Source organism: Robertkochia aurantiaca (assembly GCF_020166495.1).
Classification (GTDB): Bacteria; Bacteroidota; Bacteroidia; order Flavobacteriales; family Flavobacteriaceae; genus Robertkochia; species Robertkochia aurantiaca.
Genome location: NZ_JAINZS010000001.1, coordinates 238,919 through 265,292, shown reverse-complemented (window position 1 = coordinate 265,292; position 26,374 = coordinate 238,919). Strand labels below are relative to the sequence as shown.

Genomic DNA, 26,374 nt, shown 5'->3' with positions numbered 1-26,374 from the left:
AGGTGCTCTTTATTTTTGAATGAGCAAATTTACGCATTAGAAACAGTGAAAAAGAAAAAATATGGCGATTATCATAACCGATGAATGTATAAATTGTGGCGCCTGTGAGCCTGAATGCCCGAATACTGCTATTTATGAGGGTGCAGATGACTGGCGCTACAGCGACGGGACTTCCCTGAATGGAAAGGTGGTGCTGCCCGATGGGAAAGAGGTAGATGCCGATGAAGCACAAACTCCCGTAAGCGACGAGATCTATTATATCGTTCCGGATAAATGCACCGAATGTAAGGGCTTTCATGAAGAGCCTCAGTGTGCCGCCGTTTGTCCGGTAGACTGCTGTGTGCCAGATGATGATCATGTGGAAACAGAGGAGGAACTGCTCGCCAAACAAAGCTTTATGCATCCCGACGAATAAGTTGTATACTAAATAATTCTAAAATCCCCGGAGTCCCGGGGATTTTTTTATGTAATAATGTTATTTTTGCGGCCAAATAATCAGAATATATGAAAGCCGGTATCGTAGGACTGCCCAATGTAGGTAAATCAACGCTGTTCAATTGTTTATCGAACGCAAAAGCACAGAGTGCCAACTTCCCTTTTTGTACCATTGAACCCAACCTGGGAGTGGTGAACGTTCCCGATACCCGTCTGGAAGAACTGGAATCGTTGGTAAATCCTCAGAAAGTGGTTCCTGCCACCGTTGAAATTGTTGATATTGCAGGACTGGTAAAAGGAGCTTCGAAAGGAGAGGGCCTCGGAAACCAGTTCCTTGGGAATATTCGCGAATGTCATGCAATTATTCATGTGCTTCGCTGTTTTGAAAATGACAATATTGTACACGTTGATGGAAATGTGAATCCCGTAAGAGATAAAGAAACCATCGATATCGAATTGCAGTTGAAAGACCTTGAAACGGTTGAAAAACGACTGGATAAAGTGAATCGTGCTGCAAAGACCGGAGATAAGGAAGCCCAGAAGGAAAAGGCCGTACTCGACAAATTTAAAAAAGCCCTCGAAAGCGGTATTTCTGCAAGAGCAGTGGAGGTGACCGAAGAAGAGGAGCCTTTCGTTGAAGGTCTGCAGCTTCTTACCGCAAAGCCAATACTATATGTTTGCAATGTCGATGAGGCTTCAGCAAAATCAGGCAATGCCCATGTCGACCAGGTTCGTGAGGCAGTGAAAGATGAAGATGCTGAGATACTCGTGCTGGCAGTCGCTACAGAAGCAGATATCGCAGAATTGGAAAGCTACGAAGAAAGACAGATGTTTCTTGAAGATATCGGCCTGGAAGAAGCAGGGGTTTCAAAACTGATTCGGGCTGCATATAAGCTGCTGGATCTGCAGACTTATTTCACGGCCGGTGAAAAGGAGGTCAGGGCCTGGACGGTTCCTGTAGGGTCGACAGCTCCACAGGCGGCAGGGGTGATACACACCGACTTTGAAAAGGGCTTTATTCGTGCCGAAGTAATCAGCTTTGCCGATTATTCTTCTTATGGCAGTGAGGCCAAAGTGAAAGAAGCCGGAAAGATGCGGGTAGAAGGGAAGGAGTATATCGTCAAAGACGGCGACGTGATGCATTTCCGTTTTAACGTCTGATCTTCAGAAGGTCATTTCAGCGCCTGATTTCCGGATTACGGATCTCTTGTTTTAGGATATTATCAGCTTTCTGTTATTTTAACCAACTTTTTGTCAGGTTCTTAACAGGAATCAGCATTTCCTTGTTAATTACTTTGTTTAAGGTGTATTTTATTTTATACTACGAAACAGTATATTAGCACAAACCCATTTCGAAAGAACTATGGCTGAAACGACACAGTATACCGAAGAGAATATCCGATCGCTCGATTGGAAGGAACACATACGAATGCGTCCCGGTATGTATATCGGGAAACTGGGTGATGGTTCTTCTGCCGATGACGGGATCTATATTCTCGTAAAGGAAGTATTGGATAACTGTATCGATGAGTTCGTCATGGGAGCAGGGAAAACCATCGAGATCTCTGTACAGGGCGAACGGGTAACGGTGAGAGACTATGGCCGGGGTATCCCGCTGGGAAAGGTAGTCGACGTAGTATCGAAAATGAACACCGGGGGGAAATACGATACCCGGGCCTTTAAAAAGTCTGTCGGACTCAACGGGGTGGGTACCAAGGCGGTCAATGCCTTGTCGAGCTACTTCAGAGTCGAATCAAACCGTGATAGTAAATCAAGAGCTGCTGAATTCGAGCAGGGGAACCTGGTGAACGAAGAGCAACTTGATGAAACCTCCAGAAGAAGAGGGACCAAGGTTACCTTCGTTCCCGATGAAAGCATCTTCAAAAACTACAAATACCGGAATGAGTATATAGAACGCATGATCAGGAATTATGTGTATCTCAATCCGGGCCTGACCATTGTCTTCAACGGAGAAAAGTTCTATTCAGAAAACGGACTGAAAGACCTGCTTGAAGACAGTACCAATGCTGAAGATATGCTGTATCCTATCATACACCTGAGAGGTGATGATATAGAGGTGGCCATTACACACAGTAAGACCCAGTACAGCGAAGAATATCATTCTTTTGTGAACGGGCAAAACACCACCCAGGGAGGAACGCACCTGGCTGCTTTCAGAGAAGCGGTGGTAAAAACGGTCAGGGACTTTTTTGGTAAGAATTATGACGCTTCCGATATCAGGAAGTCGATCATTTCGGCCATTTCCATCAAGGTAATGGAACCTGTTTTCGAGAGCCAGACAAAGACCAAGCTGGGGTCTACAGATATGGGAGGAAACCTGCCTACTGTGCGAACCTATGTAAATGATTTCATTGGGACTCAACTGGACAATTACCTTCATAAAAACCCTGAAACGGCTGAGAAGATCCAACGTAAGATCATGCAGGCCGAGAAAGAGCGGAAAGAGCTCTCAGGTATTCGGAAACTGGCCAGGGAGAGAGCAAAAAAAGCGAGTCTCCACAATAAAAAATTAAGGGATTGCCGAATTCACCTGGGCGATATGAAAAAAGATCGCAGGCTGGACACCACCCTTTTCATCACAGAGGGAGATTCAGCATCAGGATCGATCACCAAGTCGCGAGATGTGAATACTCAGGCCGTGTTCAGTCTTAGGGGGAAACCGCTCAATACTTATGGTATGAGCAAGAAGATCGTCTATGAGAACGAAGAGTTCAACCTGCTGCAGGCGGCACTTAACATCGAAGAATCGATGGAAGATCTGCGATACAACAATATCGTGATCGCTACCGATGCCGATGTCGACGGGATGCACATCAGGTTACTGCTGATCACCTTCTTTCTGCAATTCTTCCCCGAGCTGATCAAAGAAGGACATTTGTATATTCTTCAAACCCCGCTTTTCAGGGTGCGTAATAAGAAAGAAACCATTTACTGTTACAGTGAAGAAGAGCGAAGAGCTGCCATAGCAAAGCTCAAGGGAAAACCGGAGATTACGCGATTTAAGGGACTTGGTGAGATATCACCTGATGAGTTCCAGCATTTTATCGGTGACGATATCCGCCTGGATCCTGTCATGCTCGACAAAGCGATGTCTATAGAAAGCCTGCTGGAATTCTATATGGGAAAGAACACCCCTGACCGGCAAAAATTCATCATTGAAAACCTGAAGGTAGAGCTCGATGTGATCGAGGAATAGTTCTGCCCGAAAAACCCGTTCATAAAATCTTACTGATCGAATGTCTGAAGAAAACAATCTGAACAACGAAGAAAATCATAATCAGCAAGACACCATTACGAAAGTTGGTGGCATGTACAAGGACTGGTTTCTCGATTATGCCTCCTATGTAATTCTGGAGAGAGCCGTTCCAGCCATTGAAGACGGATTTAAACCCGTGCAGCGAAGAATACTGCACTCTATGAAAGAACTCGACGACGGCAGGTACAATAAAGTAGCCAATATCGTTGGGCATACCATGCAATACCACCCTCACGGTGATGCCAGTATCGGAGACGCCATGGTACAGATCGGACAGAAAGATCTGCTGATCGATACTCAGGGAAACTGGGGTAATATTCTTACCGGAGACAGCGCCGCAGCATCCAGGTATATCGAAGCCAGGCTATCAAAATTCGCCCTGGATGTAGTGTATAGTCCGAAGATCACCGACTGGCAGTTGAGCTACGACGGGAGAAAGAAAGAACCTATCAATCTGCCGGTTAAATTCCCGCTCTTACTGGCCCAGGGAGCTGAAGGTATCGCTGTAGGTCTTTCCACCAAAATTCTTCCGCATAATTTCAATGAACTGATCGATGCCTCGATCAAACACTTAAGAGGTAAACGGTTCAAACTGTATCCCGACTTTCCGACAGGAGGGGAGATGGACGTAAGCAATTACAATGACGGGAACCGTGGCGGTCGTATACGCGTCAGGGCCAAGATCTCCCAGATGGATAAAAACACCCTGGTGATCAACGAAATACCTTTCGGAACAAATACATCCTCCCTGATCGACTCTATTCTTAAAGCCAATGACAAAGGGAAGATCAAGGTAAAACGTATTGAAGACAATACCGCTGCCGAAGTAGAGATCCTGGTTCATTTGCCTTCAGGTTTATCTCCTGATAAGACCATCGATGCTCTGTATGCCTTTACAGCGTGCGAAACCTCTATATCACCACTTGCCTGTGTGATCGAAGATAACAGACCGCTGTTCATCGGGGTTTCTGAAATTCTCAGAAGGTCAACAGATTATACGGTGGAATTGCTTAAAAAAGAGCTGGAGATACAGCTCCAGGAACTGGAAGAGCAGTGGCATTTTGCTTCTCTCGAAAGGATCTTTATAGAAAACCGTATTTACCGCGATATCGAGGAAGAGGAAACCTGGGAAGGTGTTATACAAGCGATAGATAAAGGGTTAAAGCCTTATATCGGCCATCTGAAAAGAGAAGTCACTGAAGAAGATATTGCTAGACTTACCGAGATACGGATCAAACGTATCTCCAAATTCGATATCGATAAGGCCCAGCAGAAAATTGAAGCCCTGGAGGGAGAGATCGAAAAGGTGAAGTTTAACCTCGATAACCTGATCGATTACGCCGTAGATTATTTTAAGGAGCTGAAAAAGAACTATGGCAGTGGCCGTGAGCGCAAGACCGATATCAGAATCTTTGATGATATCGAGGCATCAAAGGTAGTGATACGAAACAGCAAGCTGTATGTGAACCGGGAAGAAGGGTTCATTGGAACCTCTCTGAAAAAAGACGAATATGTCTGTGATTGCAGCGATATAGATGATATTATAGTTTTTACCGCCAGCGGTAAAATGATGGTCACCAAGGTTGATTCCAAGACCTTCGTAGGTAAGGATATTATTCATGTGGCTGTCTTTAAAAAGAAAGACAAGCGCACCATTTACAACATGATATACAGAGATGGTAAAGGCGGAGCCACATATATCAAAAGATTTTATGTGTCCAGCATGACCCGTGACCGGGAGTATGATCTGACCACAGGTAAAGCCGGTTCCAGCGTTCTGTATTTTACCGCCAATCCGAATGGTGAGGCCGAGGTGGTAACGGTTCACCTGAGACAGAAAGGAAGTATCAAGAAACTGAAATGGGATATCGATTTTGCCGATATCATGATCAAAGGCCGTAACTCCAAGGGTAATATAGTGACCAAGTATCCCGTTAAACGCATAGAGCTGAAGGAGAAAGGCGTGTCAACCCTTAAACCTCGTAAAATATGGTTCGATGAGACTGTAAAACGTCTCAATGTAGACGGAAGGGGAGAATTACTGGGAGCCTTCAAGGGCGAAGACAGGTTGTTGGTCATAAATTCTGACGGACTGGTGAAGACCATCGTTCCTGAGCTGACCACCCATTTCGACGATAATATGGTTGTTCTCGAGAAATGGAATCCTGAAAAGCCAGTTTCAGCCGTGCATTATGAAGGTGAAAAGGAGCGCTATCATGTTAAGCGATTCCTGATAGAGAACGAAGGAAAGGAAGAAGTAATAATATCAGAGCATCCCAAGTCCTTTTTAGAATTGGTTTCAACAGACTGGAAACCTCGTATTGAGGTGGAGTTCGTCAAGCCAAGAGGAAAAGATCCGAAACCTAATTTGGAGGTAGATCTCGAAGAGTTCATCGCTGTGAAAGGAATTAAGGCATTGGGGAATCAGCTTACACCTGATAAGGTGAAAAACATCAATCTTCTGGATCCGATACCCTACGAGGAACCGGAGAAAAAGGAGGCTGCCGATTACGATGTGGTAGATGAAGAGGAAGTCGATTCTCAGGGTGATGAAAAAGGAGGTGCAGATTCACAAATCAGTATGGAGCTTGACTAATTGCGACTGACTCATCGGGAGGTTTTTTGAAGATGATTTATTGCGAAAGCTGCCAGAAGATAACAAACGGCGCCAAGGTAAAACACCGTGGTAAGACCTGTGTTTATCGACAATAAAACCGCCACAGAAGAAGCGATCACCGAAAAATAATTATTCAGTCCCCAGGCCCATGGAATATGGTTTACAGATGAACCTGTAAGCTGTTTCATACCCTTAGGAAACATCATTCCCATGCAAAATCCGGGAAGACTGATCAATACGGCAGATACCGCATATCTCTGCCAGCTGTTAAGCATATGAAGAGCCTCGAAACCCGTTGAAAGCAGCCAGGGATAGACGCAGAGAATCAATACCAGGATCAGGAAGACTCCATATCCTGTTCTGTCGAAAGAAGAGACGGTTTCTGAGAAATAACTGCCTGCTCCAGATGCTGCGAGCAAGGAACCTATTACAACTGAGACACTTATTACCGGATCTTCAAGAAAGAGAATGAAGCGTTGTATGAGCACGATCTCAGTAAACATAAAACCGATGCCAATAGCCGGAAAATAGATCCCAACCCACAGGGGTAACTTCTCGGCCGACCTTTTCCATATCAGTGGGAGAAGGATCATTAAAAAAGCCAGGAAAATCAACAGTAATATCGTGATCAGCAGAATGAGGTAGCCCAATTCCAGAAAGCCTGTGCCCTGAAATCCGAAGGTACTTAAAAGAGCTCTCAGGTTTTCGATCTTGAGAAATTGAGCGAAATAGGGTTGGTTATCGGTAACCGCTTCTATCTTGAAAGGGTAATTTTTTTGAAACTCTTTCAGCCGCCCGTTCAAAATAGCGTCTGTAGCCCGAAAAAGACTTTCATCTTCCAACTCGTTATTGTAGCTACGCTCCTCAACGGTCAAATCAGGAAATATCAGGGGATCGAACCCTTTTTGCTCACATTCCTGCCGCACGAAAGTTAATTCCTGAGGAGAAAAACCATTTTTTTTAAAGAAATAGCTGATCATATTCCAGCTCCTTACCGCCAGAAGATAATCTTCAGGATCAGTATTCTCAGGTATTTCTCCCTTAATTCCTTCGAACATGGTTGAAAGTAACCGCAAGGGAACCCTGTAAGGATAATCTATATAGCTGCTTGCCTCTATGACCCCATCAGCAGTCAACCTTTCGGCTGCTTCTTTAAAAGTTTCGCGTGTATACAGGTAGTTTTCCTGGATAGCATTCAACCCGCTTCCACCGCCGGGAACCCCGCATGTAGGAAAGCTGATAAGGTTGTATGAGTTTTTCGTCTTATTGAGAAAATGTCGGGTGAATACCGCATGCTGTTCATTATTGACAATTCCGACTATAGCCTGATACCGCTCTGTAACAGGACGCATGCTTTCTACTCCGGTAATACCAATGTATCTCACTTCGTGTGCCAAAAGACTGCGGTTTCCGGTGCCATCACCTAAGATGAGAGCCCTGTCTTTGCCGGCCAATTCAAAAGGGATAAACGGCGTGGTATACCTGAGCGCTCTTTTAGCATAAGCAGGTTCCAGAGGAATAGTTCCCTGCCAATTACCATTGTTGAACAGAGCCTCTACCCTTGGTATAGTATCTGTGTAAATCATACTGATACCCGGAGCATAACGCAGGGAAGGAGCCCTTACTGCTTCGATTAGTCCGTAAATACTGTTCTTACTATAGACTTTTTTTGAGTCAGGAAGCTGCAGAACTGTTTCGATACTTTTGTAAGGAGAGTTCACCGACCGGGAAGGCAACCAGAATATCGTGGTGAAAGTGATGAATGCGATACAATAAGAGAACAGAGCTCCTTTATTGATAACGAATCTTTTATTAAATGGCAGCAATAAGAAGCCCGAAATCCAGGCAATCAATGCAAGGGAGTAAATGATAGGGCGTACCGGCAATTGCGAAAGAAGAAAAAGCACCGCTATCGCGCCCAGGCCTGAACCGGAAAGGTTGGCAAAATACAGTTTACCAATATCTTTTGGGAACCTGTAAAAGCTGAGTCCCAAGGCAAGCGCGGTAAAGAAAAACGGCACCATTAGCAGCAGGCAGGTTATGACGAGTTTCAGAGGTACAGCCCGATCGACGAATAATTCATAACTGTCAAAACGTATTGGCTCAAGTGTTGAAAGTTCTGCGCAGAGGGGCATACTTATTCCCGACATCATGATGATAATGGAGATCACGTATAACTGCTTTTGCGGGTCTGTCGCCGATAACCATCTTTTAAATAAGGCAAGGAAGGTGCCGGAAAAACCGAATCCCAGCATGGCAATGGCTATAACCATATAAGCAAAGTGGTACCACTGGGTAATAGAAAGCTGACGCATAAGAGTAACCTGATATGCAATCATGGATATGGAAAGCAATAAAATGCTTATGGTTAATCGGGAAGCAATTTTCATAATCTGTTCTAATCCCTGGTAAAGGGAACAAACCTTACTGGCATCAGGTTTTTTGTTTTCATCTTACCATTTTTTCTTTTAGTGACCAGAACGAGTTGCTGAGGAGCAAAATTTGCACCAACCGGAATGATCATTTTGCCATCATCTCTAAGTTGTGCGAACAATTCCGGGGGAATGTAAGAGGCTGCTGCTGTTACGATAATGGCATCAAATGGTGCGTGTTCCTTCCAGCCAAAATAACCGTCGGCATGTTTTACTGTGATATTATCATACCCCAGCTCTCTAAGGTTATCAGATGCTTTTTTTGCTAAAGGCTCTATAATTTCAATGGTGTAAACGTGAGAAACGATTTCTGCCAGCACGGCCGCCTGATACCCTGATCCCGTTCCCACCTCCAGTACTTTCATATCTGATCGCGGATCGATAACATCGGTCATAAAAGCTACTATATAGGGTTGTGAAATGGTTTGACCGTGACCAATGGGCAGGGGGCGGTCATCATAGGCAAAACGTCTTTGTTCCGGAGGTACCAGTTTATGACGCTCAACTGTTTTCATGGCGCGTAGAATATCTTTATCAGCAATACCCCTGTTTCGAATTTGTTCCTCAACCATCTCATTTCTTTCAGCAGCATAATCGTTCTGCCCTGCGGTTAACGACACCATGCCAAGACTAAGTAAAATAAAGATCAAATATTTCGTGCTGGCAACGATCCTTTTTGTTCTCATATACTTCTATCAGTTTTTAGGGCCGATCTTTTTATCGATTATGCCAAAGATGAAATTAAAAACAACCACGATAGCAGTTATAAATAAAAGTTCAGCATACATACCAAGAGCCGACAGGCAACCTGATGCTGCACTGCACCAGATGGTGGCAGCTGTGGTAAGCCCCTTCACCTTATCTTGTTGCTGAATGATGGTTCCGGCTCCCAGAAAACCGATACCTGCCACGACTTGTCCGAGCACCCTGGTCATGTCAACATAATCCTCACCGGCGAATTTCAGGGAGGCCGTTACAAATATGGCAGCCCCCAACGCCACCAGGGCATTGGTCTTCAGACCTGCACTTTTCCCTTTAAACTCTCTTTCCAATCCGATGAGCAATCCTGAAAGCAGGGCCAGCAGAGCCCTTAGAATAAATTCCTTCGTTAACACCCAGTCCATTGTGATTTCCTCTATCATATCGGTGGCATAGGTTGATATTAAAGTAAAGCTTTAATTAAAGTATAAGTTTATATGATATATGTTAACCAGATTATATAGGAGGTTAATACGACCTCCATTACAGCAAATATAATTTACTATATTTATAGTAAATAATCACCAAATCATGAAGAAATTATTCATTTTTAGTTTCGGGATCATCACTTTGTTGTGTTTTTCCGGGGCGCTTTTCGGTCAGAACGATAAGAGCACGCATATCATATGGGATGAATGGGGAGTACCCCATATTTATGCACAGGATTTTGAAGAATTGTTTTATGCCCAGGGCTGGGCTCAGATGCACAGTCACGCAAATCTCATTTTGAAATTACTCGGGAATTCAAGAGGAGAGGCCGCCAGCCATTGGGGTGCAGAATATCTGCCCGGTGATATCATGGTGAGTACGCTTGGTTTTTCAGAACTGGCAGACCAATGGCTTAAAACACAGGATCCGGATCAGAAAAGAATGATCGAATCATTCGTGAAGGGTCTGAACGACTATGCGAGCTCGCATCCGGAGGCAATACTGGAAGAAAACAAAGGGATTCTTCCGCTAGCACCGAAAGATATTCTTATGCATGCTCACTTTGTGATCTTCACAAGGTTTGTTGCAGGAAGAGAGCTTCAGATCAGTCAGAGATGGCCTGAACTGGGGTCAAACGCGTATGCAATAGGCCCTGATCGAACAACCACCGGTAATGCTATGCTGGTACAAAACCCGCATCTCCCGTGGTCTGATGAATTCATGTTCTGGGAAAATCACCTGAATCTTGACAACACCAATCTTTACGGCAGTATCCTGGTGGGATTACCGGGTATCGGAATAGGGTTCAACGACAAGCTGGGATGGACACATACCAATAACACGATCGATAATGCCGATTTGTATGAATTAACGCTGACGGAAAATGGTTATGTAATCGATGGGGAAGAAGTTGCTTTCGACAAGCAGGTGAAAACGGTTGAAGTACGCCAGGCTGATGGATCCTCCAAAGAACATGAATTTGTTGTGCTCAATTCGAGACACGGTCCGGTGGTGAAGCAGGAGGGAGATAAGGCTCTGGCTATCAGGATAACGGGGTATGATGCAGAAAATATGCTAATGCAATGGTGGGAAATGGGACAGGCAGAAAATTTTCAGGATTTCGAGGCTGCGGTAAGCAAAACACAGATTCCTTTCTGGAATATTCTATACGCAGATAAGGAAGGAAATATATATTATCTCTATAATGGACGAATCCCGAAAAGGAATATTAATGATTGGAACTATTGGTCTGGTATCGTGCCGGGGAACAGCTCTGAAAATATCTGGACAGGATATCACAGCTATGAAGAATTGCCGAAACTAAAAAATCCTGTAAGCGGTTGGTTGCAGAATGCAAATGACCCTCCGTGGACGAGCACTATTCCTTCCGTTCTAAATGCCGATGATTACCCCGGCTATTTCGCCCCCGTTTACATGGGGTTCAGACCGCAGCGTTCGGCCAAAATGATCATGAACGACGAAAAGATCAGCTTTGAAGAGCTGATTGACTATAAACATTCTACCCATATTGAATCTGCTGACCGGCTTTTAGATGATCTTTTCCTTGCAGCATCAGGAACCACCTCGCCCGTAGTAAAGGAGGCTGTATCAGTACTTGAGAAATGGGACAGGAAAGCAGACACGCATAGCAAAGGCATGTTGTTGTTTTACAATTGGGCAAGAAATTATGGTTTACAAGACCCGAATAATTACACGACACCGTGGAACATGAATGACCCTGTAAATACGCCTGACGGAATCGCCGATCCTGCAAGAGCCCTGGAAGTTCTGGAGAATGCTGCCCTTCAGCTGAAAGAGAATTTTGGAAAGATCGACGTAGCATGGGGAGATTATTACCGTATTGAATACGCCGGTAAGAACCTGCCCGCAAATGGAAGCCCGGGGTACCTGGGCATTTACCGGGTCGCCTGGCCGGGAGCTTCTAATGAGAAACAAGCCTGGGTGACCGGGGGAGATTCCTGGGTTTCGGTTATCGAGTTCGGGGAAAAGATCAAAGCAAATGCCTTGTTAAGTTACGGGAACTCGACACAAAGAGACTCTCCTCATTTCGGTGATCAGCTGGAGCTGTTCTCCAAAAAACAATTGCGCAAGGTTTATTTTTATCCCGAAGATGTAAAAAATCATATGGTCACCAAACAAGTGTTGAAAGACGGATCTTTTACTGAGCCTGATGTGGGAGAAAAGTGATGTTAGCAGATTAATGATCGACTTCCTCGAGAGCACCAGAGACCTCGGTACGTTTGCACAGTCTCATGTTTAAAACTTCAACCCCTAAAGAAAAGGCTATCGCAAAATACAGGTAACCTTTTGGGATTGCCCCGATCGACTGTCCGAAAATGACCGTATGCGAAAGATGAGCTGCCTCAGCTATGAGCATAAATCCTATCAGGATCAGAAATGACAGCGCCAGCAATTGCATAGATGGGTGACGGTTGATAAAATTTCTGATACCATTTGCGAATATCATCATTACCAGGATAGAGATCACAACGGCTATAATCATGATCACCAGGGCGTCGTCGGGATCAGGACTGATTCCATTTGTCATTCCCACTGCTGTTAGGATCGAGTCTATCGAAAAAATGAAGTCAATGATAATGATCTGAAAAATAGCATGGGAAAGGGAAGAAATCTTCTTTTTCTTTAGTTCTTTCTCATCATGCCTGGGTAGCTCTACTTTTTCGTGTATTTCTGAGGTGCTTTTGAATAGAAGAAATAACCCTCCTGCGAACAAGATGACGCTTTGCCAGCTGATACCCGCAGATAACCAGGAACTGTCGATGTACCAGAAGGGATTCTTAAGTCCTACCAGAAAAGAGACGGCCATTAACAACAGTATACGTTGGACCATTGCCAGCAACAATCCGATATTGGTAGCCTTTCTTTGTTGTTCCTTCGGTAATTTATTGGCCGCGATCGATATGAAAACGATATTGTCAATACCGAGAACGATCTCTAAGAAGGTAAGTGTAAGAAGGGCAACCCACGCATCTGCGCTCGCGAAGATCTCAAACATGATCAATTGATTTTAGTAGCTTTTCCTTTCTGTTTGTTCTTATTGTCTCCCACCAGGGAATATTCAAAAATATAGGAATTATCTGAGGTACTTAAAATTTTTATATGAATCGGCTTTTCTTCCCTGATAGAATTTGCATTGAGTTTTTTAACGATGAATTCGCAATCATTGAGCCAGCGAACGCTGTTGGTATCAGTGCGGTTCTCATAGAAATCAATTTCCATGGAATCATTGCGAACAAAGGTACTGCTTCGTTTTTCCCCTTCTATGGTGTAAGAGAATTCAAAGGTGCCGTTATGGAATTTTGTACAATTCCTTTCATTTTGGTAACAACCGGTCAACAACAGTGATACTGCCGGTAAAAGCAGCCACAGATACTTCATAAGAATTATTTTTTGAACTCCTCAAAGGTACCATTACTGTAGAATATCACAATGCGGCTTATCTGTTTTTCAGTAGTCTCACCGGAAGCATTATTTTCAGCAGTCCCGGCAGGAGGAAGATCGTTTGAATCTTTCGCTTCAGAATCATATTTCTCATCAGTATTATCAGAAAAGAGATCAGTGCCCGCCTTATTTTGAATCACCGTTGCCGGAGATTTCGGGAATGATCCTTTGCCATTTAAAAGCCAGTAAAGATCTACTTCTCTGAATTCATCAATGGTTTTCATTACGAAATCGAGGCTGGGTTTATTTCTGCCTGAGAGAAGATGAGATAATGAAGATCGCTGTACACCGATCCTGTCTGCAAAGGCAGAGGCAGTAAGGCCATAATATTCAAGTATTTTTTCCAGTCGGGTTGTAAATTCATCACTGTTCACCATTGTAAACAAATTAAGCGCGTTAGTATGTTACAAATGTAATAAAATAAATAATTACAATTGTAAATAGTAGATAAATCACTAACAAACACTAGTTAAATATTTGAATAGCAGCTTTAAATAAGCACACCTAACTTATTGATTATCAAATTAATAAACTAAAATTAGCGATATATCGAAGACATTGCTGCTCAAGTGTTTACGAATGTAACAGTACCCCGTTTTAATATTATCACCAACGCTTTAAATAGGTTTACATTTGTCAATTTCTTTCGTTTACAATTGTAACTGAAGGCTTGTTTACCTTTGTAACATATATGACACACACCACATACTTTGAACAAGGATATGAGAATGATTTCAGACACCCGAAAGTATACGGGCGTTATTTACCATCTTCCGAAATCTACAAGGCTCTTCAAATTTTTGACTTCCTGAACCCGGAATTGCAGGCACAGTCTGTAGAGGATGAACCCTTATATCTCTATCGTATAGGTTCTGGTGAACGTCGTATACTGGCCTGGTCTCAAATGCACGGGAATGAAAGCACCACCACGAAAGCGCTTCTTGATCTCTTGTATTTTATACGTCAGAATGAGGCCTTCAGAGATTATTTCGAATCAAACATCAGCTTTTATTTTATCCCCGTTTTAAACCCTGACGGAGCCAATGCCTATACACGGTTCAATGCAAACGGAGTAGATCTGAACAGGGATGCCAAAGATCTGACACAGCCGGAAAGCCGGTTTCTCAGAAAAGCCCTTGACCTGGTTAATCCGCAACTTTGTTTAAACCTGCATGATCAGCGTACGATCTTTAGCGCAGGTAGTGCACGCAAGCCGGCAACTGTATCATTTCTTTCGCCATCGGTCGATCCTGACAGAAGTGTAACAGAGGTTCGCAAGCAAAGTATGAGGCTTATCGCACTTATGAGAGAGTACCTTGAGAAATTTATCCCGGGATGCGTAGGGAGATATGACGACGCATTTAACGATAATTGTGTGGGTGACCAGTTTCAGTCTCTTGGTATTCCCACCATTTTGTTCGAAGCAGGTCATTTTCCCGGGGATTATATGCGTGAAAATACACGCAAATATGTAGCTATGAGCCTGGTTCGGCTACTGGAAGGCTTTATAGAGATAAAGTCGTTGCAGGTTCCTCATACAGCTTATTTTTCCATACCCGAAAATGAAAAACGATTCTACGATCTGATCATCACTGGATACCGGTTCAGTGAGGGGGAGGAGGTCAACCTGGGAATACAGTTAAAAGAAGTCAAGAAAAACAACAATATCATCTTTAGGCCCGAACTGGCCGATTTTGGTTCTTTGAATGACAAATACGGGCATTCTGAGGTCTCTTCAGATTTGATCAGGATGGAATCCAGAGCGGCGGCAGAGATCACTCCCGACTTCCTAGAGGAGGTTTTTGAGAATAATTCAATGTTACTACATCGTTTTCGGTAAAAAACCACAGCTTATTTAGTTATAATTTGCGATTTTCTTAGTTAATTTGTGTTTTAATTAAAGATTATTAAAAATAATGGCGAAATTTAAACTAGACGAGGTTGATCATCAGATCCTTGACATGTTAATCGACAACACCCGAACGCCTTTTACAGATATAGCAAAGAAGTTGCTGATCTCAGCCGGTACAGTGCACGTAAGGGTTAAAAAAATGGAAGATGCAGGCATCATCAAGGGATCTTCCCTGACACTTGATTATGTGAAACTGGGGTACTCTTTCATAGCCTATGTAGGTATCTTTCTGGAAAAGACACACCAGACCAAATTTGTATTGGAGAGATTAAGTGAGATTCCTTATATTACCGTAGCTCATATCACAACCGGGAAATTTAATATTTTCTGCAAGGTCAGAGCTAAAGACACCAAACATGCCAAAGAAATCATCTTCAAAATCGATGACATTGACGGCGTAAGTCGCACAGAGACAATGATTTCCCTTGAAGAGAGTCTGAACGATAAGAAAAGACTCATGCATACAATTTTCAGCAATTTATAAAGCTGACTGGGAATTTTAACGAATTTCAGCCCTCTCAGCTAATATGCCTGAGAGGGCTTTTTAATTTTTAAAAAATATACTATGCTTCGAAAACCAAAGATAGAACGATTCAATGAACATGTGCTTTCTAAGTACCAGATATACAACAGTATTTTCATCACCCTTCCCTTCGATGAGATCACCAACACAGGGGTGATGTTGCCATTGTTCACTGAGATCTGTGAAAAGGGGTATGAAGCCAATAATAACCCTGAAGAGATCGTAGAACAGTTCTTTTCGAAATATCTGGAAAACCCCAATGACGAAGAACGCTATGACCTGTTATTCAGGTTTATTCAGTATATAGAAAGACAGGTTGTACTTTTTGATGCTATTGAAGATGCTGCTTTCCCTGTGGTTAATAACATGGATGGCCGCGGAACGCTCCGGAATATCAAGGAGGAGGCCGAAGGGAGCAATAAGCAGGAGCGACTCAAAGAGTTCTTTCGTCATTTTAAGGTGAGACCGGTGCTTACGGCACACCCGACCCAATTCTATCCCGGTTCTGTTCTGGGGATCATTACAGACCTTTCTGAAGCCATTCGCCAGAATGACCTGGTTTATATTAAAAAGCTTTTGGCTCAATTGGGCAAAACCCCCTTTTTTAAGAAGGAAAAGCCAACGCCCTACGATGAAGCCGTAAGCCTGATATGGTATCTTGAAAATGTGTTCTATCAATCGATAAGTACTATTTACAACTATATCGATCAAAATCTTTTCCAGCGGGATGAACTTGAAAACCAGGTGCTAAATCTGGGATTCTGGCCGGGAGGTGATCGGGACGGAAATCCTTTTGTCACAACAGAGATCACCCTAAAGGTGGCCGATCGTTTAAGAAGTACCATTTTGAAAAACTATTACCGAGATGTCAGGAAACTGCGTCGCAGGCTGACCTTCAAAATGGTGGAAGAGCTGATCACCGATCTGGAATCAAAACTTTATGAAAATATTTTCCTTGAAAACGGAAGAACCACTATTACTGCTGAAGAGTCGATCAATACCCTGAAGGAGGTCAGGGAAATACTTGTTACGCGGCATCAGTCGCTTTTCGTAAGTGAGGTGGATGACCTGCTGAATAAAATGAAACTCTTCGGTTTCTATTTCGCCAGTCTCGATATACGCCAGGATTCCAGGGTGCATCATGATGTGTTCACCAATATTGTAAAGGAATCAAGGGATCTCGGTCTGGATATTTTCCCGCCTGATTATGAAAAGCTTTCAAAGGAAAAACAGATCAAGGTTCTCGCCAAAGTAGAGGGCAAGCTGAATCCGAATCTTTTCAAACATGAAATGGCGCGGAAAACCCTTGAGTCGATCTACGCGATCAAAACCATTCAGAATAACAACGGAGAACAGGGGTGTAACCGGTATATCATCAGTAATAACCGGGATATGCTCAACGTGATGGAGGTCTTTGCCATGATCAGACTGTGTGACTGGAAAGAACCTGATGTTGATGTGGTGCCTCTTTTTGAAACCGTCGATGACCTGCAGGGGGCCGATAAGGTAATGGAAGCGCTCTATTCAGACAAGACGTATGCAGCGCATCTGAAGAGAAGAGGGAATAAACAACCCATCATGCTTGGTTTTTCAGATGGAACGAAAGACGGCGGGTACCTGATGGCCAACTGGAGCATCTTTAAGGCAAAAGAAGCGCTTACCACGGTATCCCGCAAGCACGATATCAAAGTAATATTCTTCGACGGTCGCGGCGGACCACCGGCCAGGGGAGGAGGTAAGACACACCAGTTCTATGCGTCCTTAGGCCCTACTGTTGAAAACGAAGAGGTGCAGCTTACGATTCAGGGACAAACCATCAGTTCTAATTTCGGAACCCTGGATTCCTGTCAGTACAACCTGGAACAACTGATAAGTTCGGGAGCGGTCAATGCTGTATTCAAAGACAAGGAACAGGAGTTTGATAAAAATGACCGAAAGACCATGACCCGTCTGGCTGAGATCAGCTATGAAAAGTACACAGAATTCAAAAAACACCCGAAATTCCTTCCTTATCTGGAACGCATGAGTACCCTTCAGTACTATGCGAAGACCAATATCGGTAGCCGTCCCTCAAAAAGAGGGAAATCAGATAAACTGAATTTCGATGATCTAAGGGCCATCCCCTTTGTAGGAAGCTGGAGTCAGCTGAAACAAAACGTGCCCGGATTCTACGGCGTGGGTACCGCTATCAAAGAGTTCGAAGATGCGGGAGAACTGGATAAGGTCATACATCTCTATCAGAATTCTGATTTTTTCAGAACTCTCCTGGAGAACAGTATGATGAGCCTGACAAAATCATTCTTCAAACTCACCGCTTATATGAAAGATGATAAGGAATTCGGTGAATTCTGGCAGATCATCTATGAAGAATACGAGCGCAGTAAGGAAATGATACTGAAGGTAACCGGTTACGAAGAACTGATGGAAGACTCGAGGTCGATGAAAGCTTCGATCGCTGTCAGAGAAAAGATCGTTTTACCCTTACTTACCATTCAGCAATTTGCGCTGCTCCAGCTGCAACACCTTCGTAGATCTGAAGATGCAGATCCGGAAAAAATTCGTGTTTTTGAAAATATGGTGACCCGGTCGCTCTTTGGAAACATCAATGCCAGCCGTAATTCTGCTTAAAGTATTGCTTTAAATAAATTAAGCCACACCCTTTTTTATTAGGGTTGTGGCTTTTTTTTTTAGAAATTCGGAGCCAGGTTGAACTCTTTGTAGAAACTGTTCAGTATATCGATGACTTCCTGTGGCGTATCAACGATTGAGATCAGGTCAAGATCTCCTTCACTGATATTGGCGTATTTACTCAACAGAGTGACCTTTACCCAGTCTAATAAGCCTGTCCAGAAATCAGTTCCAACCAAAATGATGGGAAATTTAGCGATTTTGTCGGTCTGTATCAGGGTGATGGCTTCAAACAGTTCATCGAGGGTACCAAAGCCCCCTGGCATTACTACAAAGCCCTGAGAATATTTCACAAACATCACCTTTCGCACAAAAAAATAATCGAAATTCAGATTTTTATCGCGGTCGATATAAGGATTGTCATGTTGTTCGAAGGGCAGGTCGATGTTCAGGCCCACCGAAGTTCCTCCGGCTAAATGTGCACCTTTGTTACCGGCTTCCATAATGCCGGGTCCACCACCGGTAATGACTCCATATCCGGACTCGACAATCTTCTTTGCGATCTCTTCGGTAAGTTTATAATTGGGATGATCTGATTTGGTTCGGGCTGAACCGAATATTGACACACATGGTCCGATCTCGCTCAATTTTTCATAGCCGCTGACAAATTCTCCCATAATCTTAAAAATGGCCCATGAGTCATTGGTCTTTATCTCATTCCATCCTTTATGGCTGCTTTCTTTTCTCACGTATCACTGAATTATTTAAGGTTAATGCGAAATTAGTATAACGGTCGACATCAAGTCTGGAGGCTCATTTTATTTGATGAAATTTACTCTCGTAACCTTGCTGACCGGCTGTTAAAGATACTAAAAATCAAGAGCGAGTTTAGCTGATCCTGCAGATTGATCAGAATCTATATGGTTACCTGAGTGAGGTGTCTCCCAATTATAACTGTACGTTTTCTTTTCCGGAATCAGCAGTGAATAGAAAAGAGGAGCGATGGTTTCTTACTACGGTCAGCAGATCAGAAAGTTCGCTTTCTGTATGAAAGGGGGCAATGCTCAGATCGGCCCTTGGTACCTTTCGCCATTTTTCCTTTGCCGATTCTTTGATTACGAACCTGTCGATCCTTTTAGGTAAACGGGCATTATCCTGCAGGGTTTCGAGCATTTTATAACCATCGTCCTCATTTTCTTCCTCCCGTTGTTCCAATATGATGTTCAGTTCGCCATTCCAGTTCTTAATGATCAACAGCGCCATAAGAACAGCAAGGTCGTTATTGCCCAGTTCATTGCTTTCCTGCCAGTTATCAGGCACCTCCTTTAACCAAACATTGATGGTTCTTTCCAGTCCGAGACCCACCTGTGCGAAAGGAATATACACCAATACACCCCTGTTTTCGGAGACTTCCTTTCTGATGATAGTGGCATAAGAATCATACTCCTTTACCCGGGAGTCGATTCTCAAAAAAACCGAATTCGGTTTGAAATAGCCGGCATCCAGAGCTTCTATCCCGATCGTCACACTTTTAGCGAACTGGTCATTCTCGATAAAAGAATAACTCACCGTTTCGCCGGTATTCTTAAGTTCCTGCATCACTCTCGGGATCTCACGTTTCATACGTCTCAGCATGGGGTCAACCCCTATACCGATTACTTTCAGAGAACCCTTGGGATGAATGATGGCATACAGCAGTCTGAACGAAGATCTCAATTCCCTGGGTTCTTTTACCGGTACGAGTAGATCGGGTTGCCAGGATCGGGGCTCGTTCTTTCCGCTATATGAGATCGAACGTTCGGTGGCCCATTTTGCAAGAGCGGTGAACAAACCGCTACGGGCATAACCTCCGTCATAGTTCAGGCGTTTTCGCATCAGGTAAATATAGATCGCTATGACGGCCACTATGGCTATCAGGGAAAAGACAGGGTTTACCACGAACATTACAAAAATACAACCAACTGTTCCCAGGAAAGGAATGATGATGGGAATACTGAATGTCGGTCTGAAACTCGGCAGCGAGAGGCTCTGTTCGATTAGAACCACCAGGTTGATCATCGCATAGGTGATCAGAAAGAACATGGTGATCAGGGGGGCGATGAGATTCAGCTCCCTGATAAGCAGGCCGATGAGAACGATCCCGCCACTCAGAACAATTGCTGCAGCGGGCTCTCCTTTCTTATTTCTTTTTTTAAGCTTTCCGGAGAAGGGTAAAATATTCTTTCTGGCTATGGCCTCAAGTATACGTGGGGCACCCACAAAAGAGGTGAGGGCAGAAGAAAAGGTGGCACCCAGCAACCCGATCAGTACAAGGGTGGGAATAAAGGCATTATCTACAAAAAAAGTATAGTTGTTGACCAATTCATCTACTTCACCCATATATCCCACCATGATAGCCAGTACGATATACACTATGGCGGTGAGACCCACGGCCCAGAGAGTTCCCTGCGGTATGCTCTGTCTTGGATTTCTCAGATCACCAGACATGTTCAATCCTGCCATGATCCCGGTAACAGCAGGGAAGAATACCGCAAAAACAAGCCAGAAATTAGCACCGATCATTCTCCCTTCCTTAGCCTGCACAAAGTCTCCGATGATCTTGGGCTGGGTGAGGTTCTCCACCTGGAAGAAACCGATGACTATAGAAGCCAGCGCTATAATTATGACAGCAAGTATGAAATACTGGATTTTAAAGGCCAGGGCCGTACTCAGATAGGCCACTACAAAAACCACTATAAAGACGGCCAAATCGACCAGCAAGGGATTATGGTCCGGGAAGATCCATACCCATCCTTCCCTGAAACCGAAAATATACATGGCTACTGCAATCGCTTGTGAAAGATACAGAGGGATCCCAATACTTCCCCCGATCTCCAGGCCAAGCGAACGGGAGATGATCGCAAAGGCTCCGCCAAAGCCTATGCGTATGTTTGAGATGATCGATGACAGGGAAAGACTGGTCAGAAAAGTGATCAGTATCGATATCACTATAATCAGGATCGCACCGCCCACCCCGGCATTACCAACCACCCAGGGAAGTCTTAAGAATAAGATGATACCAAGTATGGTGAGTAGTGTGGGTACGAATACCCCTTTGAAAGTGCTGAATTTTTGGTGGTCGTTATTTGATGCCAAGACTCCGGAAATTTGATTTAACTACAATTTAACCAATATTTTCCGATTTTGAGATTGGAAACCGCTGTAAATCAGCGCGGTTCTGTAAACGACACTTTTGCTCAAAAACTGAATACAAAGACGTCAAAATCTGCCTGGAGCAATCGGTCAGATTGCTGCCCGCTATACAAATCTCTCAGGAGGCAGATGATTTTGAGACTGCGTTTTCATTTTCCAGTTCTTTCTGAAGATACGTGGCTGTAAAGCTATCTTCTGACTGAGCGACTTCTTCGGGTGTTCCCGTTGTAATAACCTCTCCGCCACCTTTCCCACCTTCAGGGCCGATATCGATAATGTGATCTACCATTTTGATCACGTCGAGATTGTGTTCTATTATAAGAACCGTGTTCCCCTTATCGGTGAGTTTGTTAAGCACGTTCATAAGCACCCTGATATCTTCAAAGTGCAGCCCTGTTGTGGGTTCATCAAGAATATAAAAGGTGTTTCCTGTGTCTTTTTTCGATAGTTCGGTAGCCAGTTTGACCCTTTGAGCCTCACCTCCGGAAAGCGTTGTGGATTGTTGCCCCAGGGTGATATACCCCAGTCCCACATCCTGAATGGTTTTAAGCTTCCGGTATATCTTGGGAATATTTTCAAAGAATTGTACCGCTTCATTAATGGTCATATCAAGCACATCGGCTATCGATTTCCCTTTGTATCGTATTTCCAGGGTTTCACGGTTGAATCTTTTCCCCTGGCAGGTTTCACATTCGACCGTAACATCAGGCAGGAAATTCATTTCTATCACCCTGAGTCCTGCACCCTGACAGGTTTCACAGCGACCTCCCTTGACATTGAAGCTGAAGCGTCCGGGCTTGTATCCCCTGATCATAGCCTCAGGTGTTTTGGTGAAAAGGGTTCTGATCTCGCTGAACACCCCGGTATAGGTGGCAGGATTTGACCTGGGAGTTCTTCCGATAGGCTGCTGATTAATATCGATCACCTTGTCGATATGCTCCATCCCTTCGATCTTTTTATGCGGCATGGGTTTTTTTACAGCATTGAAAAAATGAGTGTTGAGAATAGGGTAGAGGGTTTCATTGATCAGTGTCGACTTTCCGCTTCCCGAAACTCCTGTTACACCGATCATTTTCCCCAGGGGAAAATCGACATCGATATTCTTTAAATTGTTTCCGGTACAACCATACAGGCTAAGCGTTTTCCCGTTGCCTTTTCTTCTCTCTTCAGGTATCTCAATGCTTTTCTTTCCAGTAATATAGGCCGCTGTCATAGTTTCACGGTCAATCATTTCCTGCGGACTTCCCTCATAAATAATTTCCCCGCCATGTCGCCCGGCCTGGGGGCCTATATCGATCACATGGTTTGCCCTGAGTATCATGTCTTTGTCGTGTTCCACCACGATCACTGAGTTTCCTATATCCCTTAAAGATTCCAGTGACCGGATTAAACGATCATTATCTCTTTGGTGCAGACCTATACTTGGTTCATCGAGTATGTACAGTACACCCACCAGTTGTGAGCCGATCTGAGTAGCCAGCCTGATTCTCTGAGCCTCGCCTCCTGAAAGGGATTTTGAACTTCTGTTTAAAGAGAGGTAGTCCAGGCCAACATCGAGGAGGAATTGAATTCGTGCATTGATCTCTTTAAGAATCTCCTCTGCTATCTTAAACTGCTTCTCGCTCATGCTCCCTGGCAGTTCTTCGAAGAATTCAGATAACTCTACGATATCCATGTCGGCCAGTTCGGCGATATTCTTTTCACCGATCCTGAAATAAAGAGATGATTTTTTCAGCCTTGACCCTTCACAGGAAGGACAGTTGACACGATCCATAAAGCCTTTTGCCCAGCGCCTGATGGAGGTCGATTTGCTTTCATCGAACTGATTCTTGATAAAACTTATAATTCCTTCGAAATCAATACTGTAATCCCGGGTAATACCCAGTGCTTTGGAAGGCACTGAAAATTTTTCCTTTCCACCATACAAAATAACCTTCATGGCTTCCTCAGGAATTTTCTCAATAGGATCAGCCAGATCGAAGTCATATCTCTGAGCTATCACCTCCAGCTGTTTAAAGATCCATGATTTTTTATAATTACCAAGGGGGGCAATACCACCTGATTTGATGCTCAGACCTTCATCAGGTATGATCTTGTTCAGGTTTACTTCGTGAATCTTTCCGAGGCCGTTGCACTCAGGACACATGCCTTTGGGTGAATTGAAAGAAAAGGTGTTGGGCTCGGGGTTGGGATACGATATTCCCGTGGTGGGACACATAAGGTTACGGCTGAAATATCGGGGCTCAGCGGCACCGTGTTCGAGTACCATCATCACATCGTCACCGTGATACATAGCCGTATTGATGCTTTCATTCAGGCGCTTTTCGGTTTCCTCGCCCTTACCCACCTGCAGGCGATCGATCACGATCTCAATATCGTGGGTTTTATAGCGGTCAAGTTTCATACCCGGTTCCAGGTCTTTGATCTCACCATCGACCCGAACCTTGACAAAGCCTTGTTTAGCGATCTGTTCAAAGAGTTCGCGATAATGCCCTTTACGGCTTTTGATCACCGGAGCCAATATATTGACCCTTTTATCGCTGAATTCAGAGAGGATCAGGCTCCTGATCGCCTCATCGCTGTAGCTCACCATTTTTTCACCGGTCTTGTATGAGTAAGCATCGCCGGCTCTGGCATACAAGAGTCTCAGGAAGTCATAGATCTCGGTGATGGTTCCTACGGTACTGCGTGGAGATTTTGAAGTGGTCTTTTGTTCGATGGCGATTACAGGAGAAAGACCGTCGATCTTATCAACATCGGGTCTTTCAAGTCCGCCGAGGAACTGCCTGGCATAAGCAGAAAAGGTTTCGATGTATCTTCGCTGGCCTTCTGCATAAATCGTATCGAACGCCAGTGATGACTTTCCGCTGCCTGAAAGCCCTGTGATCACTACCAGTTTTTCACGCGGAATGGTTACATCTATATCTTTCAGGTTATGTACTCTCGCACCTTTAACCTCTATATTTTCTTCGAATTTGGTCATAGCAATCTGAAAACTGCGAAGTTACGATATTGCTGTTTAAATCAGAAAGGAGGTAAGAGACCAGCCTGTTAATCAAACATTAAAATTTGTCGATTCCCATCGCCAGCGTCTCTGCAGCCCCGGGATGAAGCCTGAACCACAGTTCGGGTTCGATCAATTCCAGTTCTGCCAGTGCCGGTTCTCCTGTGTTATCCCTGAATATATCAACCCGTGCATAAAGAAGCGGCTGATCAACAGCTTCCATTACCTTCAGAGCAAAATCGATCTCTTGCTTAGTAGGTTCATAAAGGGTGACAGTGCCCCCAAAATCATCCTGAACGCGAAACTCCCCGGGCCGTGCCTTTTTAAGCACTGCGTGAGTCACCTTTCCATCGATAATTATAATGGATATTTCACCCTGCCTGACCACCTGATGCTGAAATTCCTGTAACATCATGGATTCATTTTTCAGCAGCGAATGCAGTAGGGTATCATAATTTGAGGCTGTTTCTTCCGTTATGAGATACGTATGTCTGCCGGCACCTGAAATACATGGCTTTAACACGCATTTTTCCCATCCGGCAGCAAGCATCAAATCCTTGATGCCTTCCTTTCTGCCACGCTCCAGAAAGAGGGTGGGAGCGATGCGTATACCCTTGCCTTCCAAGTCTCTCAAATAGTGTTTGTCAAGATTCCATCGTATGATATGTTCAGGATTGCATAATTCGGTTTGCCCGTTTACCTTTTTCAGCCAGGTACTGAATTCATCGAAGCGTTCAAAATAATCCCAGGTCGATCTGAATAGGCATTTACCGGCTGAGTTCCAGTTAAAATTAGGGTCGCTCCAAGATTTTCTGCTCACCTTCAACCCTTTTGCCTCCAGGGCCTGTTGCACCAGCATGTCTTCTTTCAGAACGTTGTTGGTGTACGCATTTAGTTCGGCAGGATTGACATAGCGATCATCTGTGAGAATAACCACGTCATAAGTGCAGGCACCCTGATTCATGAACGATTCTTTTCTTCAGGAAAGGCTTTCAGGTTATCTATCTTCAGGGAAAAGGGGCCTATCTTATGTGATTGAGGGAGATATATTCCCGACTCCATAAGCTTCCAATCATCCCAGCTGGCTTTAAGGCCGCCCAGGGGTATGATCTGAACCCACATTTTATAAGCCACCGGGAATCCGTTTTGATCGATCATCCATAGATACGAATCTCCCGGGGTATTTCCCCCGGTGGTATAGGTAACCAATAAACCTTCCAGCTCTGGGTCATCAAGAGTCACATACTTTCTCACCACCCCTTTATCATAGATCTTAAAAGGAGCCACTACCCAGAAAGAATCGTTATTAAAATAGGAAACCGCGGTTTCTATGAGTTCCTCTCTGGGCTCGGTATAGATTCGAACCTCATTCTGATAAACTTCACTTTTGTCGTAATTGTTCAGGTTCAGGATCACCCGGTTATCATCCCAGGCCACCTCTGCCTGCTGCCGGGTTTTATCCCATCTGTAGTGGTGCCCTCCCGGGAAAGACCAGGTAAGTGTACCGGTTTTCTCATAGTTGGTATGATTGAGTGTGCGTAACATTCGCTGTGCCAGTACTTCAGCCTGGTCTGATTCGGTTCCTTCCGGCAGGGGTTCATTATAAATGACGAAACCAATGATCATTGCAAAGAGCACCAGAAGGAGTACGACTCCGATCTTTTTTAGAATTTTCATAGACAA

General features: G+C 44.2%; 19 protein-coding genes. 8 read left to right on the top strand and 11 right to left on the bottom strand.

Translation table 11 applies throughout. The features are described from left to right. Positions 1–61 precede the first annotated feature (61 nt). The 4 genes from K7R10_RS01215 to K7R10_RS01200 all read left to right on the top strand — a co-directional run bounded on the left by K7R10_RS01215 (position 62) and on the right by K7R10_RS01200 (position 6,308). Entirely contained in the window at positions 62–415 is a 354-nt protein-coding gene (locus tag K7R10_RS01215; RefSeq protein WP_224482858.1) for a 4Fe-4S dicluster domain-containing protein, read from the top strand. Positions 416–504: 89 nt separating this feature from the next. After that, a complete protein-coding gene (gene ychF / locus K7R10_RS01210; RefSeq protein ID WP_224482857.1) occupies positions 505–1,596 on the top strand; it encodes a redox-regulated ATPase YchF in 1,092 nt (363 codons plus the stop codon). 202 nt (positions 1,597–1,798) lie between these two features. Further along, positions 1,799–3,652: a DNA topoisomerase IV subunit B gene (locus K7R10_RS01205; RefSeq protein WP_224482856.1), complete on the top strand. Its 1,854-nt coding sequence runs from the start codon at positions 1,799–1,801 to the stop codon at positions 3,650–3,652. A 40-nt stretch (positions 3,653–3,692) separates the two neighbouring features. Further along, positions 3,693–6,308, top strand: coding sequence for a DNA gyrase/topoisomerase IV subunit A (locus tag K7R10_RS01200; protein ID WP_224482855.1), 2,616 nt, complete (start codon positions 3,693–3,695; stop codon positions 6,306–6,308). An 11-nt stretch (positions 6,309–6,319) separates the two neighbouring features. Here K7R10_RS01200 and K7R10_RS01195 read toward each other — a convergent pair whose 3' ends face one another. Genes K7R10_RS01195 through K7R10_RS01185 form a run of 3 tightly spaced genes read right to left on the bottom strand, consistent with a single transcriptional unit; the run spans position 6,320 to position 9,903 of the window. After that, positions 6,320–8,668: a spermidine synthase family protein gene (locus K7R10_RS01195; RefSeq protein WP_224482854.1), complete on the bottom strand. Its 2,349-nt coding sequence runs from the start codon at positions 8,666–8,668 to the stop codon at positions 6,320–6,322. 59 nt (positions 8,669–8,727) lie between these two features. Then, on the bottom strand, positions 8,728–9,447 hold the full coding sequence (locus K7R10_RS01190) for a protein-L-isoaspartate(D-aspartate) O-methyltransferase (protein ID WP_224482853.1): 720 nt from the start codon (positions 9,445–9,447) through the stop codon (positions 8,728–8,730). A 9-nt stretch (positions 9,448–9,456) separates the two neighbouring features. Beyond that, a complete protein-coding gene (locus K7R10_RS01185) occupies positions 9,457–9,903 on the bottom strand; it encodes an MgtC/SapB family protein (protein ID WP_224482852.1) in 447 nt (148 codons plus the stop codon). A 148-nt stretch (positions 9,904–10,051) separates the two neighbouring features. Here K7R10_RS01185 and K7R10_RS01180 point away from each other — a divergent pair, with 148 nt between their 5' ends. Beyond that, entirely contained in the window at positions 10,052–12,157 is a 2,106-nt protein-coding gene (locus K7R10_RS01180) for an acylase (protein ID WP_224482851.1), read from the top strand. A gap of 10 nt (positions 12,158–12,167) precedes the next feature. On the opposite strand, the gene K7R10_RS01175 is transcribed toward K7R10_RS01180, so the two are convergent. The 3 genes from K7R10_RS01175 to K7R10_RS01165 are packed head-to-tail and all read right to left on the bottom strand — an operon-like array spanning position 12,168 to position 13,809. Further along, positions 12,168–12,986 carry a TerC family protein gene (locus tag K7R10_RS01175; protein WP_224482850.1) on the bottom strand — a complete coding sequence of 273 codons (819 nt, stop codon included), beginning with the start codon at positions 12,984–12,986 and terminating at the stop codon, positions 12,168–12,170. A gap of 2 nt (positions 12,987–12,988) precedes the next feature. Continuing rightward, positions 12,989–13,369 carry a hypothetical protein gene (locus K7R10_RS01170; protein ID WP_224482849.1) on the bottom strand — a complete coding sequence of 127 codons (381 nt, stop codon included), beginning with the start codon at positions 13,367–13,369 and terminating at the stop codon, positions 12,989–12,991. A 5-nt stretch (positions 13,370–13,374) separates the two neighbouring features. After that, positions 13,375–13,809: a helix-turn-helix domain-containing protein gene (locus K7R10_RS01165; protein ID WP_224482848.1), complete on the bottom strand. Its 435-nt coding sequence runs from the start codon at positions 13,807–13,809 to the stop codon at positions 13,375–13,377. A 314-nt stretch (positions 13,810–14,123) separates the two neighbouring features. Between K7R10_RS01165 and K7R10_RS01160 the strand changes: the two genes are divergently transcribed. The 3 genes from K7R10_RS01160 (at position 14,124) to K7R10_RS01150 (ending at position 18,495) form a co-directional block, all read left to right on the top strand. Next, positions 14,124–15,272 carry a M14 family metallopeptidase gene (locus tag K7R10_RS01160; protein ID WP_224482847.1) on the top strand — a complete coding sequence of 383 codons (1,149 nt, stop codon included), beginning with the start codon at positions 14,124–14,126 and terminating at the stop codon, positions 15,270–15,272. Positions 15,273–15,348: 76 nt separating this feature from the next. Then, positions 15,349–15,828 (top strand): Lrp/AsnC family transcriptional regulator, encoded by a 480-nt coding sequence (locus K7R10_RS01155; protein ID WP_224482846.1) that lies wholly within the window; start codon positions 15,349–15,351, stop codon positions 15,826–15,828. An 81-nt stretch (positions 15,829–15,909) separates the two neighbouring features. Continuing rightward, entirely contained in the window at positions 15,910–18,495 is a 2,586-nt protein-coding gene (locus K7R10_RS01150) for a phosphoenolpyruvate carboxylase (protein WP_224482845.1), read from the top strand. 59 nt (positions 18,496–18,554) lie between these two features. Here the strand turns inward: K7R10_RS01150 and K7R10_RS01145 are convergent, their stop codons facing one another. From K7R10_RS01145 to K7R10_RS01125, 5 genes are all read right to left on the bottom strand, one after another. Beyond that, the gene (locus tag K7R10_RS01145) at positions 18,555–19,244 is read right to left on the bottom strand and encodes an LOG family protein (protein ID WP_224482844.1); all 690 of its coding nucleotides are present in this window, start codon (positions 19,242–19,244) and stop codon (positions 18,555–18,557) included. A gap of 199 nt (positions 19,245–19,443) precedes the next feature. Further along, on the bottom strand, positions 19,444–21,630 hold the full coding sequence (locus K7R10_RS01140) for an amino acid permease (protein WP_224482843.1): 2,187 nt from the start codon (positions 21,628–21,630) through the stop codon (positions 19,444–19,446). A gap of 175 nt (positions 21,631–21,805) precedes the next feature. Beyond that, complete coding sequence (gene uvrA / locus K7R10_RS01135) at positions 21,806–24,670, bottom strand: excinuclease ABC subunit UvrA (RefSeq protein ID WP_224482842.1); 2,865 nt, start codon at positions 24,668–24,670, stop codon at positions 21,806–21,808. A gap of 79 nt (positions 24,671–24,749) precedes the next feature. Next, a complete protein-coding gene (locus tag K7R10_RS01130; protein ID WP_224482841.1) occupies positions 24,750–25,655 on the bottom strand; it encodes an ATP-grasp domain-containing protein in 906 nt (301 codons plus the stop codon). After that, on the bottom strand, positions 25,652–26,368 hold the full coding sequence (locus K7R10_RS01125) for a hypothetical protein (RefSeq protein ID WP_224482840.1): 717 nt from the start codon (positions 26,366–26,368) through the stop codon (positions 25,652–25,654). The genes K7R10_RS01130 and K7R10_RS01125 overlap by 4 nt, the downstream gene beginning before the upstream one ends. Between the last annotated feature and the right edge of the window lie 6 nt (positions 26,369–26,374).

Coding starts and splice junctions, on each gene's coding strand:
- ychF (WP_224482857.1), top strand. CDS start 505: ATGAAAGCCGGTATCGTAGGACTGCCCAATGTAGGTAAATCAACGCTG.
- K7R10_RS01175 (WP_224482850.1), bottom strand. CDS start 12,986: ATGTTTGAGATCTTCGCGAGCGCAGATGCGTGGGTTGCCCTTCTTACA.
- K7R10_RS01200 (WP_224482855.1), top strand. CDS start 3,693: ATGTCTGAAGAAAACAATCTGAACAACGAAGAAAATCATAATCAGCAA.
- K7R10_RS01195 (WP_224482854.1), bottom strand. CDS start 8,668: ATGATTGCATATCAGGTTACTCTTATGCGTCAGCTTTCTATTACCCAG.
- K7R10_RS01160 (WP_224482847.1), top strand. CDS start 14,124: ATGACACACACCACATACTTTGAACAAGGATATGAGAATGATTTCAGA.
- K7R10_RS01185 (WP_224482852.1), bottom strand. CDS start 9,903: ATGATAGAGGAAATCACAATGGACTGGGTGTTAACGAAGGAATTTATT.
- K7R10_RS01165 (WP_224482848.1), bottom strand. CDS start 13,809: ATGGTGAACAGTGATGAATTTACAACCCGACTGGAAAAAATACTTGAA.
- K7R10_RS01130 (WP_224482841.1), bottom strand. CDS start 25,655: ATGAATCAGGGTGCCTGCACTTATGACGTGGTTATTCTCACAGATGAT.
- K7R10_RS01155 (WP_224482846.1), top strand. CDS start 15,349: ATGGCGAAATTTAAACTAGACGAGGTTGATCATCAGATCCTTGACATG.
- uvrA (WP_224482842.1), bottom strand. CDS start 24,670: ATGACCAAATTCGAAGAAAATATAGAGGTTAAAGGTGCGAGAGTACAT.
- K7R10_RS01180 (WP_224482851.1), top strand. CDS start 10,052: ATGAAGAAATTATTCATTTTTAGTTTCGGGATCATCACTTTGTTGTGT.
- K7R10_RS01190 (WP_224482853.1), bottom strand. CDS start 9,447: ATGAGAACAAAAAGGATCGTTGCCAGCACGAAATATTTGATCTTTATT.
- K7R10_RS01150 (WP_224482845.1), top strand. CDS start 15,910: ATGCTTCGAAAACCAAAGATAGAACGATTCAATGAACATGTGCTTTCT.
- K7R10_RS01215 (WP_224482858.1), top strand. CDS start 62: ATGGCGATTATCATAACCGATGAATGTATAAATTGTGGCGCCTGTGAG.
- K7R10_RS01205 (WP_224482856.1), top strand. CDS start 1,799: ATGGCTGAAACGACACAGTATACCGAAGAGAATATCCGATCGCTCGAT.
- K7R10_RS01125 (WP_224482840.1), bottom strand. CDS start 26,368: ATGAAAATTCTAAAAAAGATCGGAGTCGTACTCCTTCTGGTGCTCTTT.
- K7R10_RS01170 (WP_224482849.1), bottom strand. CDS start 13,369: ATGAAGTATCTGTGGCTGCTTTTACCGGCAGTATCACTGTTGTTGACC.